This window comes from Paenibacillus dendritiformis (genome assembly GCF_945605565.1).
Classification (GTDB): domain Bacteria; phylum Bacillota; class Bacilli; order Paenibacillales; family Paenibacillaceae; genus Paenibacillus_B; species Paenibacillus_B dendritiformis_A.
Genome location: NZ_OX216966.1, coordinates 3,611,747 through 3,628,121, shown reverse-complemented (window position 1 = coordinate 3,628,121; position 16,375 = coordinate 3,611,747). Strand labels below are relative to the sequence as shown.

Genomic DNA, 16,375 nt, shown 5'->3' with positions numbered 1-16,375 from the left:
ACGTACGAATGAAATTGACAACGACGAAAAGGAGTGTGCATTATGAATTCAATTTTTATCATCGGTATCGTGGAGCTGCTCGCCGGACTTTTCATCAATATTTATATCGGCTTTTTGGCCAAAGCCATCTTTCGGAAGGATGGCACTGGACCCCGAATTCCCCTTCGGGTGATCGGGATATATCTGATCATCAATGGCATTTCGAAGCTTACCCATTAAAGAACGTCCACTCCCGGATGTCGGACCACCGGTCCGACACGGGAATCGGACGAGAACGGATCCGAAACCTTCACTGCCCGCTTGTATCCGGCATCAACGGTTGGAGCTGGCTAATATAATAACCAAGCTCTCTTTCGGACGCAAGATCTCGAAGCAGCGCCTGTATTAAAAATCCCCTCGGCTGATCTTTTTCCAACTCATCCCGAAGCATTGCCGCAACCTCGGATAAATCTTTTTTTCTTGCGTTCGGAACAGACATATCGGGTATGATCGATAATATCGTATTGAACAAGGCAGATCTTCGAATCTCCTGAATGCCGTTCTCCGGTTCAAATTGTGCATCCGCATATTCCTTCATGAGTTCATCCGTAAGAAGGGGGGCTGGCGAATGCTGCTTAAAGCCAATGATGAGATCATCCATGCGGCCGGCAATAAACAAGGCCAAATCTTTCTGGGCCAGCGGCTTGTACCCGAACAGCAAATGAAAGGTATATTCCCTTATCATCCCGTTAAACAGAGCCGTGATGTCCCATTTCCAGCCCTCCACCATCGTCCCGTATTGACGGACCAAGATATCCTGGTAATAACGAAACATATTGATCCGGAGCTGCTTAATTACGGCTCCTATTTTATCGTTATTTGCCGGAGGAAGCTCGTTATGATCGCGTGATATATAATATCCATGCTCTATGAAAAAGTCGAGCTGACAAGCAATCTCCTCAAGGAATGTTTCTCTTTTTGACAACCCTTTTTGTTTAATTTTTTCTACAGCATCCATCATGTTTTGCTGCCGCAGCTCAAGGATATGGATATATAAATCTTCCTTTGAGGCAAAATGCTTATATAAGGAGCCTTTGGCAATGCTGCAATCATCGGCGATATCTTGAATGGACGTCGCTTGGTACCCTTTTTCTGCGAAAAGCCTGATCGCGGATTGTAATATTTTTTCCTTTAACATGCTCATCATGATCCCCCCTTTGACAACGAACAAGCGATCGAACGTTTCTTGATCTTACTTGTCCCAATATGAGTATACGACTATTTTGCTTCTTGACAAAATGAACGTGTTTTATTGATAGCCGATTCTACAATATGAATCTCTTACAAACTGATCTTGCAGTATCCTGCCTCTCCCAAAAAGTCAGCTCTTGTTAATCCTTCTTCTCCCATTAGCGTTCGATAACTATTTATCGTTCCATCGTGGGTTATGATAAAGGCCCGATTGATTCATCACAGGGCAATGTATTCCATTCGAATAAAAATGATCTCCATGATCAAATCCGTCCTTTTTCAACAATATGTTTACTGTAAGTAACTTTTACATTCTTTTTTCTACATAATCAAAATGTTTCCTCGTCTTTTACAATATATTTACGATGCATGTCATAAAGATCCGAATCATTACTTATAAACCCTGATTTTAATAATCTTATCTCCTACTTGAATTGTCCGTGGCGCTAACTGTTTACGTAGACGTTGTATTTCTGCCCGTTCATTCTGATAATATTTAATATACTGTACCACTAAGGTTACCCCAGCCAGTATCCATATGATGATTTGCGCGATTTCCGATACCTCAACCTTAAGATAAGAAAAATCTGCAAACTGCTTCCTTTCAAATTTTTCAGCGACCATTTTTGATACTTTTTTAACTATAGGGACGAAGTCAGTGACTTTTCCCTTATTCATTAAGTAATCTCTGACCTCCATTTTAAGAATTTCCACTTCACTCCAAGAGAAAACATGCACCCAGTTCAGCTTCCCATTCCGATTCATACTGAAGCTGACAATAAAATCATTCTTATTGCCATTCTTCCATGCGTTTTGAAGAGCATAGCCGTAATTTTCGTCTTTATTTTCGCCGACGTTAACAAAAATAATATTTACCTGTTTCCACGATCTTTTCTTGCCGGGCCTTTCTGGATCAGGAATGAATTTATTTAGTTCACTATTTTTTTGATTGAGAACTTGATTCGCCTTCTCCTTATTTGGAACATCTCCAACAATACGATTTATCGTGATAAAGGAGGTAACTGCGTTTGGATACTTTGGCAGATCGGGGAAGTCTTTTTCATCAATCCCATCAATCTTGTAGAGAGAATAGGAAGCTTGAACTTTATTTTCATAGCGATGAACGGATGCACTTGGTGTTCCAGGAGGCCACATTTGTTTTAACTCAGAAGCACTGGCAGGCCAATCATCATTAAATAGATATCCATCAGGAGAATAGGTGACTTTCATCCATCCATTATCCGTTGTTTTAATTTTATTTACTGCATTGTGATGCTCCCAATAACCGGGAGTACAAGATGTAGTTGAATTACCATGCCTGTCTGTCGTTGTCGTACAACTCTCAGGGTGCCACTCGTCATAAGCATCTTTATGGTACCAGTTGATTACCGTCCCAGACCATACTTCTGTATCATAAGTTTGAACTAAATAGTCAATGACAACCACAGAAAAGGTAAAGACAAGTACCATCGCCGAAACGATGGTACCTCTCCAGAAATTCGTTCCTTTAAAGTACTCAAATGCGAATGCAACGATAACTGCAATGACGAATGGAATGATAAACATGATGTCACTTTCCTTTCAAATCAATAACATCGTCTTTATTCGTCTCAAACGCATTGGAAGTTTTATCTGAAGTTACAATATATTTATTGGCATCAATAGGCTGAAAGTCAAAGAAGGCATTCAAAATGAAACCTGTTCCGGTATTAATGCGCGTATTATATTCCCGGATGATGTCCACGACTTTTTTCTGGTTGTTATCGAAAACGTTACGGCTTGAAGCAATTTCTCGTTGGAGATTGTTGTAAATCTCATGACTTAACGCAGGGTTTTGCTCCTGAACCATTCTGAATAAAAGACCAGTGTCTTTGTTACGGCCTTCAATGAGTCCTTTGTACACATCTTTAAATTGTTCAGCCTGTAATTCGGATACCTGCGTCATTTCTTTGAATTTCTTCCACATGGAATCGTAAGCGTCATGCTGTAAAATCTATCCACGGCTCCAAGCGACGACAGGCTCCCGAAGGAGCCTGCCGGAATACGGTTCATTGGTGCGCGAATCAGTCCATAAGGAGGACAACTTTCCCGCGAACATGCCCCGACTCCACTTCGCGGTGAGCATCGGCTGCCTGTTGCAGCGAGAACGAACGCGAGATGTGAATGTGCAGCTTGCGCTGCATGTACAGATCGACCAGCTCGGCCAGCCTGTGAGCGGAACGCTGGCTGCGGATCGCCCGAACACCAAGTTGAGCGGCCAGTTCAAAATCAACGATCGTGCCGATGCGCTCTTTGCGCGCGACAAGATCGACGGAGACGCGCAGTGCATCGCCTCCGGCCGCATCCAGGGCTGCATCCACTCCATTCGGCGCCAGTGCCCGCACCCGCTCCGCCAGGGCATCACCGTAAGTTACCGGAATCGCGCCGATGGATCGCAAATAATCATGATTCCGTTCACTGGCTGTGCCAATCACCGTGGCACCCCATGCCTTCGCCAACTGCACTGCGAAAGTGCCCACACCGCCGGCAGCGGCGTGAATCAACACCGTATCTCCCTGGGAAACCCCCAATTCACGCAACGCTGTGTGAGCGGTTTGACCGGATGCCGTGATCGCACCTGCCTCTTTCCAAGGCATGTCATGAGGTTTGTGTATAAGCTGTTCGGGGCTTACGACTACATATTCCGCATAAGAGGCCATAAGCGCCCAGCCTAACACTTCACTGCCAACGGAGAAATCGGATACATCATTCCCCACTTGATCGACGACTCCGGCAAATTCATTGCCAAGAATTTGCGGCAGTTGAATGGTCATGCCCGGAGGAGCCCAGCCACTGCTTCGAACGGCACAATCAAAAGGCTGCACGCCTGCAGATTTTATTCGGACTCGGACCTGGCCTTTCCCCGCCTGTGGGTCCTCGAATTCCATCACTTGCAAAACATCAGGAGGGCCATAAGATGAAATTGCTGCTGCTTTCATGATTTGCTCTGAACTCCCTTCCCTATTCTTAAGCGATTTGTTCACTCACTACATACAGCTTATAATCAAACAGAGATAATCAAAAATACAATTATCATTATGTATTCATATACTAGAGTATATCAATGGAGGAAACCCGATATGGAAATGCTTCAATTGAAATATTTTTTAACCGTCGCAAGGCTGGAACATATGACCAAGGCGGCTCAAGAACTTCATATTGCACAACCTGCCTTGAGCAAGACGATTTCTCGATTGGAAGAAGATGTTGGAGTGCCTTTGTTCGATCGGCAAGGACGGCAAATTCGGCTCAATCCGTTCGGTAAGATATTGCAGAATAAAGCGCAGGCAGCACTGCAAATGCTTGAAGAGGCTCGCAGAGAAATCGCCGATCTGTCCGGAATGGAGCAGGGCCGTATCCATCTGTGCTTATCGAACATGGAGCAGTTGAGGGATCCTTTAAAAATGTTCTTGACCCGCTATCCTGAGGTTCATTTCCAAATTGTCCAGTCTGCGATGGCGGATATGGAGCAGTTGCTTGAAAGCAATGAGGTTGATTTCTTTCTTACCGCACTGCCTATCCAACATCCGGGTATCCGGCAGTTGCCTTTACTGAATGAGGAGGTCTATTTGGCGGTACCTCCTGGTCATCCTTTGGCCAATCGGCAGAGCATCGACTTGATCGAAGCGGCTGAAGAGCCTTTTGTCGGTTATAAGGAGGGCTATCCTTACCGGCGAATGAATGATGAATTCTGTCGACAGGCCGGCTTTCAACCGAAAGTCGTGTGTGAAGTCGAGGATCCCGCCAGCATCGCGGAACTGGTGCGAGCAGGATTTGGCATCGCATTTGTGGGGGAATGCAGGAGCAGCCAGGAATTGTCGCTCGTGAAGCTTCGGATCAATCAGCCGGCATGTCAGCGCAGCTTCCATATCGCCTGGCTGGAACATCGCTATTTATCCAAAGCTGCGTTAGCGTTTAAGGAGTTTCTTATACAATATTTTGCCGGAATCGGGATGTCCGACAGCAACTCTTCCAGGCTGATGAAGCTGTCACTGAATGAAGGAATAGGTTCATGAATGGAAAAATGGGCTGTCCCAAAGGTCTAAAACCGAGGGAGAGCCCATGTCAGATTGCAAAGTTCCTATCACCGTTCTTGTGAATTGCATATGATACATCCAAGACAGGATAAATAGACGGGATGATCTTTACACATTGGATATCCTTCAGGTATCGTTGGCACGTCATCATCTTCATCCAGCGTGATCCAATCTGTATAATACTGAGCATCTACAAGTAGTTCATCAAACAATTGGACCATGTTGAAGAAGTGCTTCAATGTCTGCCTGCACCACTCCTCACTCGGTTCATAATCTAATACATGCCAATTCGTCTTGTTCATCGCTCCTTGTATCGTACGCAATAAGAAATGTTTCATCTCATCAAAATCGTCTTTTTTCCACGGCATCTCTTCTATATGAAATCCAACCGTTCCACGGCCAACGATATTTTGGTCCCTTTGCGCCAGCCAGATCACAAATTCCTTTTCTCTATTCGTGGCCGCTAGTTCAGACCCGCTTAATACAATGACATCCATAAATACGGAAGTTCCCGTATTCGTCATTCTTAATGGTTCTATCGCTTTTTCAAGTCGTTTCGGCATCGATATCTGATTCATCACAGGCTCCTAAGACATGCCGCAGCGCGAACATGTTGATTTGATCGGGGCGCTTTCATCGTTATGCTTGCATCGAGTACCTCATCACTATAAAATCAATGTCTTGATCTCCGACTTTACTTTGGAATAATGGTCCTTTCACAAACCCGGCACGCTCGTACACTTTTATCGCCCGTTCATTAAATGTGGCCACAACCAATTGAATGTCGGTGACTTGATAACGTTCTCGAATAAATTCAAGGCTGCTCGTTACAAACCCGCTCCCCATGCCCTTCCCAGTAAACTCCGGATGCAAGCCTAAGCCAAAATCGATGTATGTATCATGGTGATAGATGCCGATGTCATATCCTCCCGGCACACGCGCGGAGTTCCCTGTGCAAATATACCCGATTAAGACATTATCGTTATCCAAGGCATAAAAATAGTCCCCGTTCATGAACTCTGCAATGGTGTCCTCATCCCCGTCCATACTATAGAGCGAATAAGGCTCATCATAAGTCCACTTCGCAATAATGGAAGCATAGTCCTCTGTCATTGGGAAATAATGCAGAGATGACATGGTTAACCGACTCCTCTCGTTATATGTCTAACCACTGCCATACCAACGATTAATTAAAAGTATAGAAAACCGTTTGCTAGAAAACAACCATTTTCGAGAAAAGCCGGAAAAGCATGCCTTCAGACGGGCATGCTTTTCTTTATTTATTCCTGTGCTTTCGCTTCTACATCAAGGGAGATCTCCTCTGGCAGGCGCCGGGTCATTCCCGGGACCTCGCGCGGACTATGATTAATCAATTCGGAAGAATACACCGCAACGGTCATTTGGCCCGCGCCGGAATGAGCGCGGATGAGAACCGGTTGATTGTACCGATTTTGAAATGCGAAATCCGGCCCGCCCCAGCTCACCGTCGCATCGCGGCCGGGCGGTACATAGGGCACATGCCGGCTGTGGGAGTATCGCCGCTTGATGGTAAGCCCGGCCCGATCCACAGCATTAAACAGTGTCGAGGATACTTGGCAAATCCCTCCGCCTATCCCTTCCGAGAACTCCCCGCGAACGATAATCGGCGCTTGCCTATATCCTTTCGCCGTGGTTCTCATACCGACAACCCGGTTGAACGAGAACTGCTCGCCCGGAAACACGACGGTGTTATTGATGGCTTGTGCGGCCAGGGCCACATTATGCGAGCGATTTTTGTTTCTGGAGTTGTAAAAGGTGACGTAGTATCCGATTCTCTTGTCACGGATATGGGCCAACAGCTCGCTATCGACCTTGGCATGGACCTTCAAGCGCGGCGCTTCAATAGAAAAGGAACCGGTGCCATAGAGATAAGAATAAAATTGCTCTCGAAAACGATTGCGATCCAGTTTGTAACCGCTCTGTTCCGGGATAATCTCCTCGTGTTCCCCAATCCGGGCATTCTTGGGCGCTTGATACATTTTCTTATCGAGATCATTGAGGAGCCGGTCTATTTTTTCGTCATCCAATAGCGGGAACACCGGTGCTATATAATCGGCACGATTCACGGTCGCCACGCTCCGCCCTTGCAGGCCGATCTGCACACTGCCGGGAATGAGGGCCTGGTGCAGCAGAAGTAACATTTGCATATATGTATTCCAACTCAAATCGGGACACCCCAATTCATGAAATGTACCTACATACATTTCCCTGAACGGCGGCTGATTATAGGCACATAATTTGCAAAGAAATGACAACACTATCCATATCGATCGCTTTGGCAGACTTAATTGACATGGAGGCCCGACCATGAATCCATTGATGACTCGCATCGTCCTATTCTTACTGATCATTTCTTTCTTGCCCGTTCACAATACAGTCATATATGCTGCTCGCAAGCCGCAAGCCGCGGTTGTCATCAGTGTACGATCCACTCCTTCGTCCACGTTCGAACAGAAGATCGTTCTGAATCCTAAAGAAGCTGTTCAACTCTTGAAGGCAAGCAAGCAGGAAGCGGCTTCACAACCGGCTGCGCTCACCGATATTTATTTAATGATCTCGCGGAAAGGTCAGACGAGATCATTCCGCATGGAGAAGCCTGGAGTCTTTTGGAGCGCAACGGAGTCAAAACGGCTTGTCCTGTCACCAAAAGCAGCGCAACAATTGCAAAAATATTGTGCAGAATTAAAGAAGCGCCATTATGGAGCGATTATCCCTTGGAGTGAAGCGAAGCAATTACTCCCGCGAAAAAGCACCTTTTCCATCATCGATTTGGAAAAAGGGCTTTCCTTCCGCGTCCAACGGCGAGCGGGAAGCAGACATGCCGACGTGCAGCCGCTGACCAAAGAGGACACCAAGATTATGAAGCAAATTTATGATAACCAATGGAGCTGGAAACGAAAAGCGATTTTAGTGGTGTCTGATAACTATAAAATTGCAGCTTCCATGAATGGAATGCCTCATGGCGGAGATGGGATTCCCGGCAATGGATTCTCAGGCCACTTCTGCGTTCATTTCTTAGGCAGCAGCACCCATCGCTCCGCCGAGCCGGATTTATTTCATCAGTTGATGGTGTATACGGCTTCCGGACAGCGCGAGACTTTTCTCCATACGGCGTCGCCCGCTGTGCTTTCGGAAATGTTCATTGGAGCATTGTCCGTTCAGGATCATAATCTCCTCAAAATTGTATCGAATGGGCTGGATTCGGACGTTTTAAACTACTTTTTGAAAGAGATGGAGAGTGGAACAACTTTTCGTCTAACGACCAAAAAGAAACGGAACCATAACACGCGGAACACCGAACGAGACATTGACCATAGCCTGACGGCGGAAGTGACTCACTCCGTGTCGTGGCGGCGCAAAAATCAACCCGAAAAGGGTGCGGCCTTCCAATTTGAATTTGCGCGGGACTCTTTTCATTCTCCCTGGAAAATAACCAATGTCAGGAGCAATATAATGGAGAGGAATTGATAAAATCTCCATCATGTGCTTTAATTTTCAATTGTAAGGATATTGCGATGAAATCCTGAATTCCCAAGGATGATTGACGGATTTAAATTCTTCTGTTACAATGAATGACGTTCAGTCATTTCAGCCGGGAGGTACTGCATATGGACAAAAGAGAGAAGATCGTTCAAGCGTCCATCGAAGTTTTTAAAGAGAAAGGGATTGAAAAAGCTAAAATATCAGACATTGTCCAAAAGGCCGAGATTGCTCAGGGAACGTTTTATCTGTATTTTCCCTCTAAATTGTCTGTTATGCCTGTGATCGCGGAGCAAATTGTGTTGCAATTTATGAAGAAAATTGAAGCCACGGTTTCACTTGACGATCCGTTAACCGAACAACTAAATCAATTGGTGGATGCCATCTTTCAGGTAACAGGTCAATTTCGCGACGTATCCGTTCTTGTCTATGCAGGCCTGTCCACAACAGAAAATATGAGCAAATGGGAAAACATCTATACTCCGCTTTACGATTTGGTCGCTTCTCTGTTCGAGACGAACAAACAGCGCCGCCTCGTTCGTGAAAACCTGGATCCCGCTCGTACAGCCAAATTAGTGCTTGGGCTGATTGAATCGGCTGCGGAGCAAGTCTTTTTATATGATGCGTACGACTCACAAAATGAAGCCAATCAAAGAGCTGAGTTACTGACATTTTTAGAGCATGCTTTGCGTCCGTAAAGTATGTCGTCTTTTCTACAAAAATGACTGAATGTCATTCATAAAGGAGTGTGTGAGATGAATAAATATTGGATCTATGTAATCCTCACGTGTTTATTAGAGATGGTCTGGGTTTTTGGATTTAGTACAGCAGATGCGGCATGGCAGTGGATTCTGCTCGTAGGTGTTATTATCGTTGATTTTTATTTCTTGTCCAAAGCCTGTGAAGGGCTGCCTACCGGGACCGTCTATGCCATCTTTGCCGGAGTCGGTTCCATCGGGACGGTATTGATGGATTACTTCTTGTTTGACGGAAATATGAGCGCACTGAAATTGCTCTTTATCGGGCTGCTTGTAGCCGGAGTTATTGGTTTGAAGCTGGCTGATAATAAAGTGGAAGAAAGGAGTCATCAATAATGGGTTGGTTGTTTGTTACCTTAGCTGCTATAAGTGAAATCGTTGGGGTTGTGGGGTTGAAGCTGTTCAGCCAGGAAAAAAATATCCGCAATGGCGCATTATTCGCGGGCGGGTTTGCCCTCTCCTTCGGGCTGCTGTATCAGGCCTTCGGCTATTTGCAATTGAGCATCGCATATGCAGTCTGGATTGGAATCGGAACGGCAGGCGCCGTGCTGATCAATATGATCTTTTTCGGAGAGTCCAAAAGCGCGGCCCGTCTTGTCAGCTTAGGTCTGATTATTATTGGCGTTACCGGATTAAAGCTCGTTTCATAAAAAGGCTATTCCCGCGACGGGAAGCTAAAGGCTGTCGAGATGATCTCGGCAGCCTTGTTCGTCTGCGCTGTCTACGTATAATTGAATTACCCGCCCTTCCCTAGTCACAGCAGCTCCGCCGTTCGGGTTATGATATCGCCTTCCACGATAAAATCATGATTGCTCAGCATGATGATGGTTGCCTGCTTCTCCGGATAATAGCGGTATTGGCTCCAGTATCCCGGGAGATGTCCGCCATGGCCGCGGCTGGATGTATCCAGGGACAACCCGTATCCGTAAGAGCGGCCAGCGGCAACTGCGGCATGGGGCGAGAACATCAGCTCCAACGTGGCTGACGCCACGAGAGGAACGGTTCGCATCTGCAAGCACCGATCCCATTGGAGCAAATCGGCCGCGGTTGAGTACACATTGCCTGACGCTTTGAAATTGGAGATTTCGAAGAAAGGCGCTTTGGCTAGATCCGGCCCATCCTCCCTACTCCGCGTATAGCCCTGGGCCAAGCCCGGAACGATGGAGCGGCTGCAGCAACAGTCCGTATCGTTCATCTCAAGCGGTGTCCAGATATGCTCCTTCATATATTCGCGATAGGAATTCCCCGTGATATGCTCTATCATCGCTCCAAGCAGGTTATATCCGGTATTTGAATATTTCCACCCGCTTCCAGGCGTGAATTCCAGCGGCAAATGCGCAACCAGCTCGAATACTTCCTCATCCGAAAAGGCCTGCCTGCCCAATTCTCCAAAATTGGGAAGAGCTTCGAAATCAGGGAGACCCGATGTATGGGTGAGAAGATGATGAACCGTAATATTTGAGTCGATCGCCAGACTTGCCGGCAAGTAGTTGGCCGCGCGCTGATGAAGTTCTAGCGCTCCTCTCTCCATCAGCATGAGAACGGCCAGTGCCGTCATCGGCTTCGTAATTGAGGCAATGCAAAATTTCGTATCGATGCGATTCGCTACTTGGTGCTCATCATTCGCTTGCCCGTAAGCCTGGGCGAATAAAAGCCTGCCTTCCTGTTCGACAAGAACCGTGCCGCTGTATTGTTGTTCAGCCGCATAATCGTCAAAATGCTTTTCGAGCGTATTCCCCACAGGCATGTTCTCTTCCCTTCCGCCGATCGGCGGCGGCCGGCATGGCTGCCTTTGGCGCCGCACGATACAGCCCTATGTATTCTTCCCGCTATCATACGGCCCCCTTATGCTGTCGGAGGTCCGATGATCAGCCACATTGCATCTGACACACAACCCGGTCAAACCGCAGCGCCGCCAAATCCTCTTCTCTGATCCAATAATAAATCCGTCCGACATCTCCCCACATGACGCCGGTCTTCTCCTCTTCGGAATCAATCTGCAAGAGAAGCCGCCAGCGCAGCGCCGATGGCAGCATGCGGCTGCGGGAGGCTGGTTCGCGCAAGCTGTCATAAGAAAGTCCTGTTGCGATCATCTCGGAATAGATCTGCATATCTCCTTGAATCTGATCAGGATGGCCGAGCAGCCGATGGATATAATCGTCAGGCGGCCCTTGCGCGTGTAACTTTTCAAGAAATACGCTCCAATACTTCTCAAAATCTTCCCTGTTTTCCGTCCAGCCAAGTCCCAGCATCTCCAAATAAGCCGATTCTGCAGCCGGAACGCATAACCCCGGAACGAACTCGATCCGATTCGGTCTCAGCACAGCGCCCTCGTCAAGCTCGCCGGGTGAAGGTGTACGCCGCAATCCGCCCAACCGCTCTGGAGTAGAATAAATTACGCTGCACGTTCCAGGATTGTTATAGAATTCTTCGTCCGCATACATCGCCTCGACCGCATAAAAAAAGGTAAGCAGACCTTCCGGCGGGAGCTCCAGCTCAGGCGGCAGATCGGCCATGTTCATCTGGGCGATAAAGGACTGATTGTAATGCTTCCACCGTGGCCACTCCACATCATCCGGCAAATCGGGATGTCCGCCGACCTTGCTGCATCCGAGCGGCAGATTTGGGTCTTCATCGGGCTGCAGCCGAAGTTGGCAAGTCGGGAAAATCAAGGATGCTAACGACTCTCGATACGCTTCCAATCCCGATTCCTCGAGCAAGCGAACAATTGCTTCTCTATTCATGTGATAACCTCCTCCTCACCCGCTCCCCTAAGTATAACTTCGGATCATAATATTGGAAACGATAATAAAAGGCGCGAAGCAGTCTTGTTGCCATGGCATCTCCCACTTATAATTGATAATGAGAAGCATTTTCAATTATAGTCGATCGAATTGATGGAGGCGAAGAGATGACAAGGATGAACTCTACCCGTTCACATACATACGGACAGAGCTTTTTCCATACGGTTGGGGATGGACGCCGATTGCATTATATGGTTAACGGGAGCGGCACCCCGACGGTCGTATTCGAATCAGGCATGGGCTTTTCCCGATCCGTATGGGGTCTCGTGCAGCCCCTCGTCGCCGAACGGGCTCGTACTGTCGTGTACGACCGCGCAGGCACAGGGCGAAGCGATCCGGATACGGCTCCGCGGACGCTTCGCCGAATCACTGACGATCTCGACAGCCTGCTCCGCGCGCTCGGGCCAGGCCCGTTCATCCTGGTCGGGCACAGTTGGGGCGGTCCTATCGTTCGGGTCGCGGCAGCCACTGATCCTTCCCGAATACGCGGCATCGTGCTGGTCGATCAGAGCGATGAGCACTGCGATATGTACTTCGATCCGTCCGGAAGCAAGCGGCAAACGATGATGCGCGTTCTCGTGCCGCTGCTGGCCCGGCTCGGAATTTACCGTCTGCTCGGCAGCAGGGCCGGCCGTATTCAGCCTGCGGATGTCGCGGCTGATCACCGCAATGAGGACTTCACGGAACAGGCAGCCCGCGCGATGATCGCCGAACTGGCGCCGTTCGTCGACGAGTTGGCCAAGCTGCGCGACGAGCCTCTCGACCTCGGCGATCTGGAAGTCAGCTTAATCTCGGGCACGAAGATGTCCCTGCTTGAGCGAAGCGTGCGGCCGGCCATCGCCGCCGCCCATCGCCAGGCGGCGGCGGCATTGGCCAACGGACGCTGGGTCGAGGCTCCGAAGTCCGGCCATCTCGTCATGTTCAGCGAACCGGAACTGATCGTGAACGAGATCCACCGCATGATCGGCTGAACCGCTGCCGAAGACAACCTTTTTGGCAATAGATTGAGGCAAAGGGTGAACTGATTATGGAGGCGGGAAAAACGGCTGCGGGCAAAGCAGCGGCCGGAAAAGCGGGGGATCAGGGTGAGTCAGCAAAATCCTGCATCAGTGCAGTAATTTATGCCATTAGATCCGCTATTTGATAAAATTCCTGCAAAAGTACATTATTTTCATCTCTTTTTGTCTTACACCTATTAGATAGTCTGAAATTGTTGCAGTTTTGCAGCAATTCCTGTAAAGAAGTACACGTCATCAAGGAAAACTGCACTTTTACAGTATTTTTCAGCGTGAGAAGCAGGGCGGGGCTGTCTCGCTGCACCTAAAATCGGCTTTGGAGACAGCCCCCTTATGTTCAGGACTGGATTATCAACAGAGACCGGTAAAATTCATGCTTCTCCATATAGACATCAGTCAAGAACGTTGCCTGTGGCGGACACGGCTTGGCTATAGCTATGGTAAAATCTAGCTCGTAGGTTTATCTTTGCCAGCTACAGAGCGGCCGGTAGCGATGAAGCGGCGATCATACGAATAGACCGTATGCTCCTCCAGCCGCTCGCCTGCCAGCTGCTTGCGCACCAGTTCCCTTCCCAGCTCCGGGGTCATCTCCTTATACCAGACCCCTTCCGGGTAGGCGATGACGACACATGCGTCCGTACAGCGGCCATTGCAGCGGGTGCGTGTCGTATGAATCTGTTTTTTCGCTCCGAGTGCAGAGATCTCATCCCGGATCGCTTGCGTAACTTCATCGGCCTGCTGCTTCATACAGCTTCCGCCATTGCAGATCAGCAGATGATGGCGGGTTTCCTCCAAATTCCATGTTGCCATGAATGTTCTCCTTCCCCCTGTTGCTTTTTATGGCTGCACTTTATCCGGATACAAGCCGGCAGCGAGCGTCTGCAAAGCGATCGGCGCACGAATCCCCTCCGCAGCCGCCGAGAGCGGAAGCACGATAAATCGCTTGTTCTTGATCGCCTTCACATCAGCCAACGGCGCTTTGTTCAGGAGCAGCTCTTGCTTCTGTTCGGCCGTCGTGTCGCCATAATCGACAATGACAATGACATCCGGGTCGCGGCTCACCACTTCCTCCCAGCTGACTTCGGCCCATCCTTTATCGATATCGTCGAAAATATTTTTACCGCCCACCTTGGCAATCAAGCTGGTTAAATACGTATTGGCGGCCGTGAACGCTTTGTCTTCCCCGCTATCGAAAACGAATACGTTAAGCGGCTCGCTCACGCTGCCAATCTGCGCCTGAATATCTTCCAGCTTCTTGCGCATGTCGTTCACGACCGCTTCGGCTCTGTTCTCCACCCGGAAGATTCGTCCGATATTCAAGATGTCCTGGTACACATCCTCCAGCGTCGGCGCGGCCTTGTTCGAGGATTCCTGCACATAGGTCAGCACGCCCTGCCCGGCAAGATCCTCCCGCGAGCCAAGCGCTTTCTCTCCAAACGCGCTCTTCCATCCCGCATAGGCGAAATCGGGAGACACTGACAAGAACACTTCCTTCGATGGATATTTGTCCGCGAGGACCGGAATTTTGTCATACTTCTCCTTGTATTCGGGCAGGATGCTGTCGTCGAGATAAGCCGTTCCGACCATCGATTCTTCCAGGCCGAGTGCCAGCATCACTTCGGTCGCATGCTGGTTCAGCGTGACCGCCCGCTTCGGCGCATCCGGGAAGCTCAGCTTCTCTCCCATATTTTCAAGCTCGACCGTTCCGCTCTCGGACACTTGCTGCGCCGCCGGCTGCTCTGCTTGCGCCTGGCGCTTCGCGTCCGGCTGTTCCGGACTGCCGCATGCCGACAGCAGTACGAGCATCATGGTCATTCCTAGCAGTAGCAACCTCTTCGTGAACGTTCTCCGATTCATACAATCCTTCCTCCGTCTATTCGTTCTGTCATTTCTTCCGGGCAATCAGCGTCATCGTTGCCGAGGCATCGGGCGATAGAGCCGGCATCGCGCCGTGCAGCGGATATCCGCCGTTCATCCATGCTCTCTCACGATACGGCTGCACATCTTTCCCGGCCGCGAGCGCTTCCTCTATCGTCTCACCGGCATCCGGATCGATCCCTATTTCATTGACTCCCGGAGGAAGTGCTGTTCGCCATGGCGTGGACGAGCCATAATTTTGAATCATCCGCGTCACCTCAAATCCTTCTGAAGCGAGGAGCAGTACGGCTTCTTTAGGGGTGATTAGCGCATATTCGCGCTCGACCAGGTACCGGGACTCCATGACACCTTCGATATATGTCTCGTAAGCGATGGCGCAATGAAAGATCTGCCGGGAAAGTGAGGTTGACCCCTCGATCTGGCGGCGAACAAGCTTTTGCGGCTGTACGCGCTTCCGCTCCAGCGACTGCCAAGCGGCGCCGCCTGGAGGCAGGAGCAGATCGACGGCGATCCAGCCTCCTGCCTGCAGCCCACGATGGATATTACGGAGCAGCGCAATATGCTCCTCCATCCGCGTAAAATGCTGCAATAACCCATCCGGGCACAGCACATGGGTATAGGCGGCGGGATCGTGGAACGTGAGAACGTCCTCCTCCGCCAGCTCCAGCCGCTGCTCTGCTTCCTCTTTGAACATGCGCTTGCGCTTTGTATCTGCAGCCTTAAGCATCATCGGACTCCAATCGACCCCGCAGTAGCGGGCAGCCCGGCCGGCCAGCTCGACCGCCAGACGTCCGGTGCCGACGCCTAGCTCCAGTACGCTCGGCGGTTCCGCCGCTTGCTCCAGCCAGTGCCGGTAGAACGCAATCCCCGCTTTTCCGGCAAACTGGTCATAATATTCAGCCTCCTGACCCGCGTACTTCGGATTCGGCTGCCATTCATGCCGGTTGCCCTGCATCCCGCAGCGAGAGCATAGCGTACCGGCCAAGTCCTCGAGCGGTGTGCCAGCAGGGACACCGTTGCGCGTATCGCCATACCATTCGTCATATGTGAATTGACAGTAGCTGCATCGGGTCATCGCCATCGGCTCCGCCTCC

At 49.4% G+C, this 16,375-nt stretch carries 19 protein-coding genes; 7 read left to right on the top strand and 12 right to left on the bottom strand.

Annotation, left to right across the window (positions count from 1 at the left end):
- Window positions 1-42 precede the first annotated feature (42 nt).
- Window positions 43-219, top strand: a complete 177-nt coding sequence (locus tag NNL35_RS16025) for a hypothetical protein (protein WP_006674579.1) — start codon at window positions 43-45, stop codon at window positions 217-219.
- Window positions 220-289: 70 nt separating this feature from the next.
- Here NNL35_RS16025 and NNL35_RS16020 read toward each other — a convergent pair whose 3' ends face one another.
- From NNL35_RS16020 to NNL35_RS16005, 4 genes are all read right to left on the bottom strand, one after another.
- Window positions 290-1,183 (bottom strand): TetR/AcrR family transcriptional regulator, encoded by an 894-nt coding sequence (locus NNL35_RS16020; RefSeq protein ID WP_006674580.1) that lies wholly within the window; start codon window positions 1,181-1,183, stop codon window positions 290-292.
- Window positions 1,184-1,620: 437 nt separating this feature from the next.
- Complete coding sequence (locus NNL35_RS16015; protein ID WP_254553594.1) at window positions 1,621-2,796, bottom strand: hypothetical protein; 1,176 nt, start codon at window positions 2,794-2,796, stop codon at window positions 1,621-1,623.
- A 4-nt stretch (window positions 2,797-2,800) separates the two neighbouring features.
- The gene (locus NNL35_RS16010) at window positions 2,801-3,175 is read right to left on the bottom strand and encodes a hypothetical protein (protein WP_050979343.1); all 375 of its coding nucleotides are present in this window, start codon (window positions 3,173-3,175) and stop codon (window positions 2,801-2,803) included.
- Window positions 3,176-3,293: 118 nt separating this feature from the next.
- A complete protein-coding gene (locus NNL35_RS16005) occupies window positions 3,294-4,208 on the bottom strand; it encodes an NADP-dependent oxidoreductase (protein WP_040729433.1) in 915 nt (304 codons plus the stop codon).
- Between the two features lie 141 nt (window positions 4,209-4,349).
- Between NNL35_RS16005 and NNL35_RS16000 the strand changes: the two genes are divergently transcribed.
- Window positions 4,350-5,285 carry a LysR family transcriptional regulator gene (locus tag NNL35_RS16000; RefSeq protein WP_006674584.1) on the top strand — a complete coding sequence of 312 codons (936 nt, stop codon included), beginning with the start codon at window positions 4,350-4,352 and terminating at the stop codon, window positions 5,283-5,285.
- Between the two features lie 68 nt (window positions 5,286-5,353).
- Here NNL35_RS16000 and NNL35_RS15995 read toward each other — a convergent pair whose 3' ends face one another.
- The 3 genes from NNL35_RS15995 to NNL35_RS15985 form a co-directional block, all read right to left on the bottom strand.
- On the bottom strand, window positions 5,354-5,884 hold the full coding sequence (locus tag NNL35_RS15995) for a hypothetical protein (RefSeq protein ID WP_006674585.1): 531 nt from the start codon (window positions 5,882-5,884) through the stop codon (window positions 5,354-5,356).
- A 61-nt stretch (window positions 5,885-5,945) separates the two neighbouring features.
- A complete protein-coding gene (locus NNL35_RS15990; protein ID WP_006674586.1) occupies window positions 5,946-6,443 on the bottom strand; it encodes a GNAT family N-acetyltransferase in 498 nt (165 codons plus the stop codon).
- Between the two features lie 143 nt (window positions 6,444-6,586).
- Window positions 6,587-7,492, bottom strand: a complete 906-nt coding sequence (locus tag NNL35_RS15985) for a VanW family protein (protein ID WP_006674587.1) — start codon at window positions 7,490-7,492, stop codon at window positions 6,587-6,589.
- A 160-nt stretch (window positions 7,493-7,652) separates the two neighbouring features.
- Between NNL35_RS15985 and NNL35_RS15980 the strand changes: the two genes are divergently transcribed.
- The 4 genes from NNL35_RS15980 to NNL35_RS15965 all read left to right on the top strand — a co-directional run bounded on the left by NNL35_RS15980 (window position 7,653) and on the right by NNL35_RS15965 (window position 10,233).
- Window positions 7,653-8,813, top strand: coding sequence for a hypothetical protein (locus NNL35_RS15980; RefSeq protein ID WP_006674588.1), 1,161 nt, complete (start codon window positions 7,653-7,655; stop codon window positions 8,811-8,813).
- 140 nt (window positions 8,814-8,953) lie between these two features.
- A complete protein-coding gene (locus tag NNL35_RS15975; RefSeq protein WP_006674589.1) occupies window positions 8,954-9,523 on the top strand; it encodes a TetR/AcrR family transcriptional regulator in 570 nt (189 codons plus the stop codon).
- Between the two features lie 57 nt (window positions 9,524-9,580).
- Window positions 9,581-9,919: a DMT family transporter gene (locus tag NNL35_RS15970; RefSeq protein ID WP_006674590.1), complete on the top strand. Its 339-nt coding sequence runs from the start codon at window positions 9,581-9,583 to the stop codon at window positions 9,917-9,919.
- Window positions 9,919-10,233 carry a DMT family transporter gene (locus NNL35_RS15965; RefSeq protein ID WP_006674591.1) on the top strand — a complete coding sequence of 105 codons (315 nt, stop codon included), beginning with the start codon at window positions 9,919-9,921 and terminating at the stop codon, window positions 10,231-10,233. Before NNL35_RS15970 ends, NNL35_RS15965 begins: the two co-directional genes overlap by 1 nt.
- Window positions 10,234-10,337: 104 nt before the next feature.
- On the opposite strand, the gene NNL35_RS15960 is transcribed toward NNL35_RS15965, so the two are convergent.
- Both NNL35_RS15960 and NNL35_RS15955 read right to left on the bottom strand, forming a co-directional pair.
- The gene (locus tag NNL35_RS15960) at window positions 10,338-11,324 is read right to left on the bottom strand and encodes a serine hydrolase domain-containing protein (RefSeq protein WP_040729437.1); all 987 of its coding nucleotides are present in this window, start codon (window positions 11,322-11,324) and stop codon (window positions 10,338-10,340) included.
- Window positions 11,325-11,451: 127 nt separating this feature from the next.
- Window positions 11,452-12,327 (bottom strand): YwqG family protein, encoded by an 876-nt coding sequence (locus tag NNL35_RS15955; protein ID WP_006674593.1) that lies wholly within the window; start codon window positions 12,325-12,327, stop codon window positions 11,452-11,454.
- 167 nt (window positions 12,328-12,494) lie between these two features.
- Between NNL35_RS15955 and NNL35_RS15950 the strand changes: the two genes are divergently transcribed.
- On the top strand, window positions 12,495-13,358 hold the full coding sequence (locus tag NNL35_RS15950) for an alpha/beta hydrolase (RefSeq protein WP_238535239.1): 864 nt from the start codon (window positions 12,495-12,497) through the stop codon (window positions 13,356-13,358).
- Window positions 13,359-13,850: 492 nt separating this feature from the next.
- On the opposite strand, the gene NNL35_RS15945 is transcribed toward NNL35_RS15950, so the two are convergent.
- From NNL35_RS15945 to NNL35_RS15935, 3 genes are read right to left on the bottom strand one after another with little or no spacing between them, the layout of a single operon-like run.
- Window positions 13,851-14,213, bottom strand: coding sequence for a (2Fe-2S) ferredoxin domain-containing protein (locus NNL35_RS15945; protein WP_006674595.1), 363 nt, complete (start codon window positions 14,211-14,213; stop codon window positions 13,851-13,853).
- Window positions 14,214-14,240: 27 nt separating this feature from the next.
- Complete coding sequence (locus tag NNL35_RS15940) at window positions 14,241-15,260, bottom strand: ABC transporter substrate-binding protein (protein ID WP_040729441.1); 1,020 nt, start codon at window positions 15,258-15,260, stop codon at window positions 14,241-14,243.
- A gap of 28 nt (window positions 15,261-15,288) precedes the next feature.
- On the bottom strand, window positions 15,289-16,362 hold the full coding sequence (locus tag NNL35_RS15935) for a methyltransferase domain-containing protein (protein ID WP_006674597.1): 1,074 nt from the start codon (window positions 16,360-16,362) through the stop codon (window positions 15,289-15,291).
- Between the last annotated feature and the right edge of the window lie 13 nt (window positions 16,363-16,375).

What these genes read in the sequence shown, in the direction of transcription:
- NNL35_RS15940 (WP_040729441.1), bottom strand. Translation starts at nt 15,260, where the DNA reads ATGAATCGGAGAACGTTCACGAAGAGGTTGCTACTGCTAGGAATGACC.
- NNL35_RS15995 (WP_006674585.1), bottom strand. Translation starts at nt 5,884, where the DNA reads ATGAATCAGATATCGATGCCGAAACGACTTGAAAAAGCGATAGAACCA.
- NNL35_RS16015 (WP_254553594.1), bottom strand. Translation starts at nt 2,796, where the DNA reads ATGTTTATCATTCCATTCGTCATTGCAGTTATCGTTGCATTCGCATTT.
- NNL35_RS15970 (WP_006674590.1), top strand. Translation starts at nt 9,581, where the DNA reads ATGAATAAATATTGGATCTATGTAATCCTCACGTGTTTATTAGAGATG.
- NNL35_RS16000 (WP_006674584.1), top strand. Translation starts at nt 4,350, where the DNA reads ATGGAAATGCTTCAATTGAAATATTTTTTAACCGTCGCAAGGCTGGAA.
- NNL35_RS16010 (WP_050979343.1), bottom strand. Translation starts at nt 3,175, where the DNA reads ATGACGCAGGTATCCGAATTACAGGCTGAACAATTTAAAGATGTGTAC.
- NNL35_RS15935 (WP_006674597.1), bottom strand. Translation starts at nt 16,362, where the DNA reads ATGGCGATGACCCGATGCAGCTACTGTCAATTCACATATGACGAATGG.
- NNL35_RS15985 (WP_006674587.1), bottom strand. Translation starts at nt 7,492, where the DNA reads ATGCAAATGTTACTTCTGCTGCACCAGGCCCTCATTCCCGGCAGTGTG.
- NNL35_RS15965 (WP_006674591.1), top strand. Translation starts at nt 9,919, where the DNA reads ATGGGTTGGTTGTTTGTTACCTTAGCTGCTATAAGTGAAATCGTTGGG.
- NNL35_RS15990 (WP_006674586.1), bottom strand. Translation starts at nt 6,443, where the DNA reads ATGTCATCTCTGCATTATTTCCCAATGACAGAGGACTATGCTTCCATT.
- NNL35_RS16005 (WP_040729433.1), bottom strand. Translation starts at nt 4,208, where the DNA reads ATGAAAGCAGCAGCAATTTCATCTTATGGCCCTCCTGATGTTTTGCAA.
- NNL35_RS15975 (WP_006674589.1), top strand. Translation starts at nt 8,954, where the DNA reads ATGGACAAAAGAGAGAAGATCGTTCAAGCGTCCATCGAAGTTTTTAAA.
- NNL35_RS16020 (WP_006674580.1), bottom strand. Translation starts at nt 1,183, where the DNA reads ATGAGCATGTTAAAGGAAAAAATATTACAATCCGCGATCAGGCTTTTC.
- NNL35_RS15950 (WP_238535239.1), top strand. Translation starts at nt 12,495, where the DNA reads ATGACAAGGATGAACTCTACCCGTTCACATACATACGGACAGAGCTTT.
- NNL35_RS16025 (WP_006674579.1), top strand. Translation starts at nt 43, where the DNA reads ATGAATTCAATTTTTATCATCGGTATCGTGGAGCTGCTCGCCGGACTT.
- NNL35_RS15945 (WP_006674595.1), bottom strand. Translation starts at nt 14,213, where the DNA reads ATGGCAACATGGAATTTGGAGGAAACCCGCCATCATCTGCTGATCTGC.
- NNL35_RS15980 (WP_006674588.1), top strand. Translation starts at nt 7,653, where the DNA reads ATGAATCCATTGATGACTCGCATCGTCCTATTCTTACTGATCATTTCT.
- NNL35_RS15955 (WP_006674593.1), bottom strand. Translation starts at nt 12,327, where the DNA reads ATGAATAGAGAAGCAATTGTTCGCTTGCTCGAGGAATCGGGATTGGAA.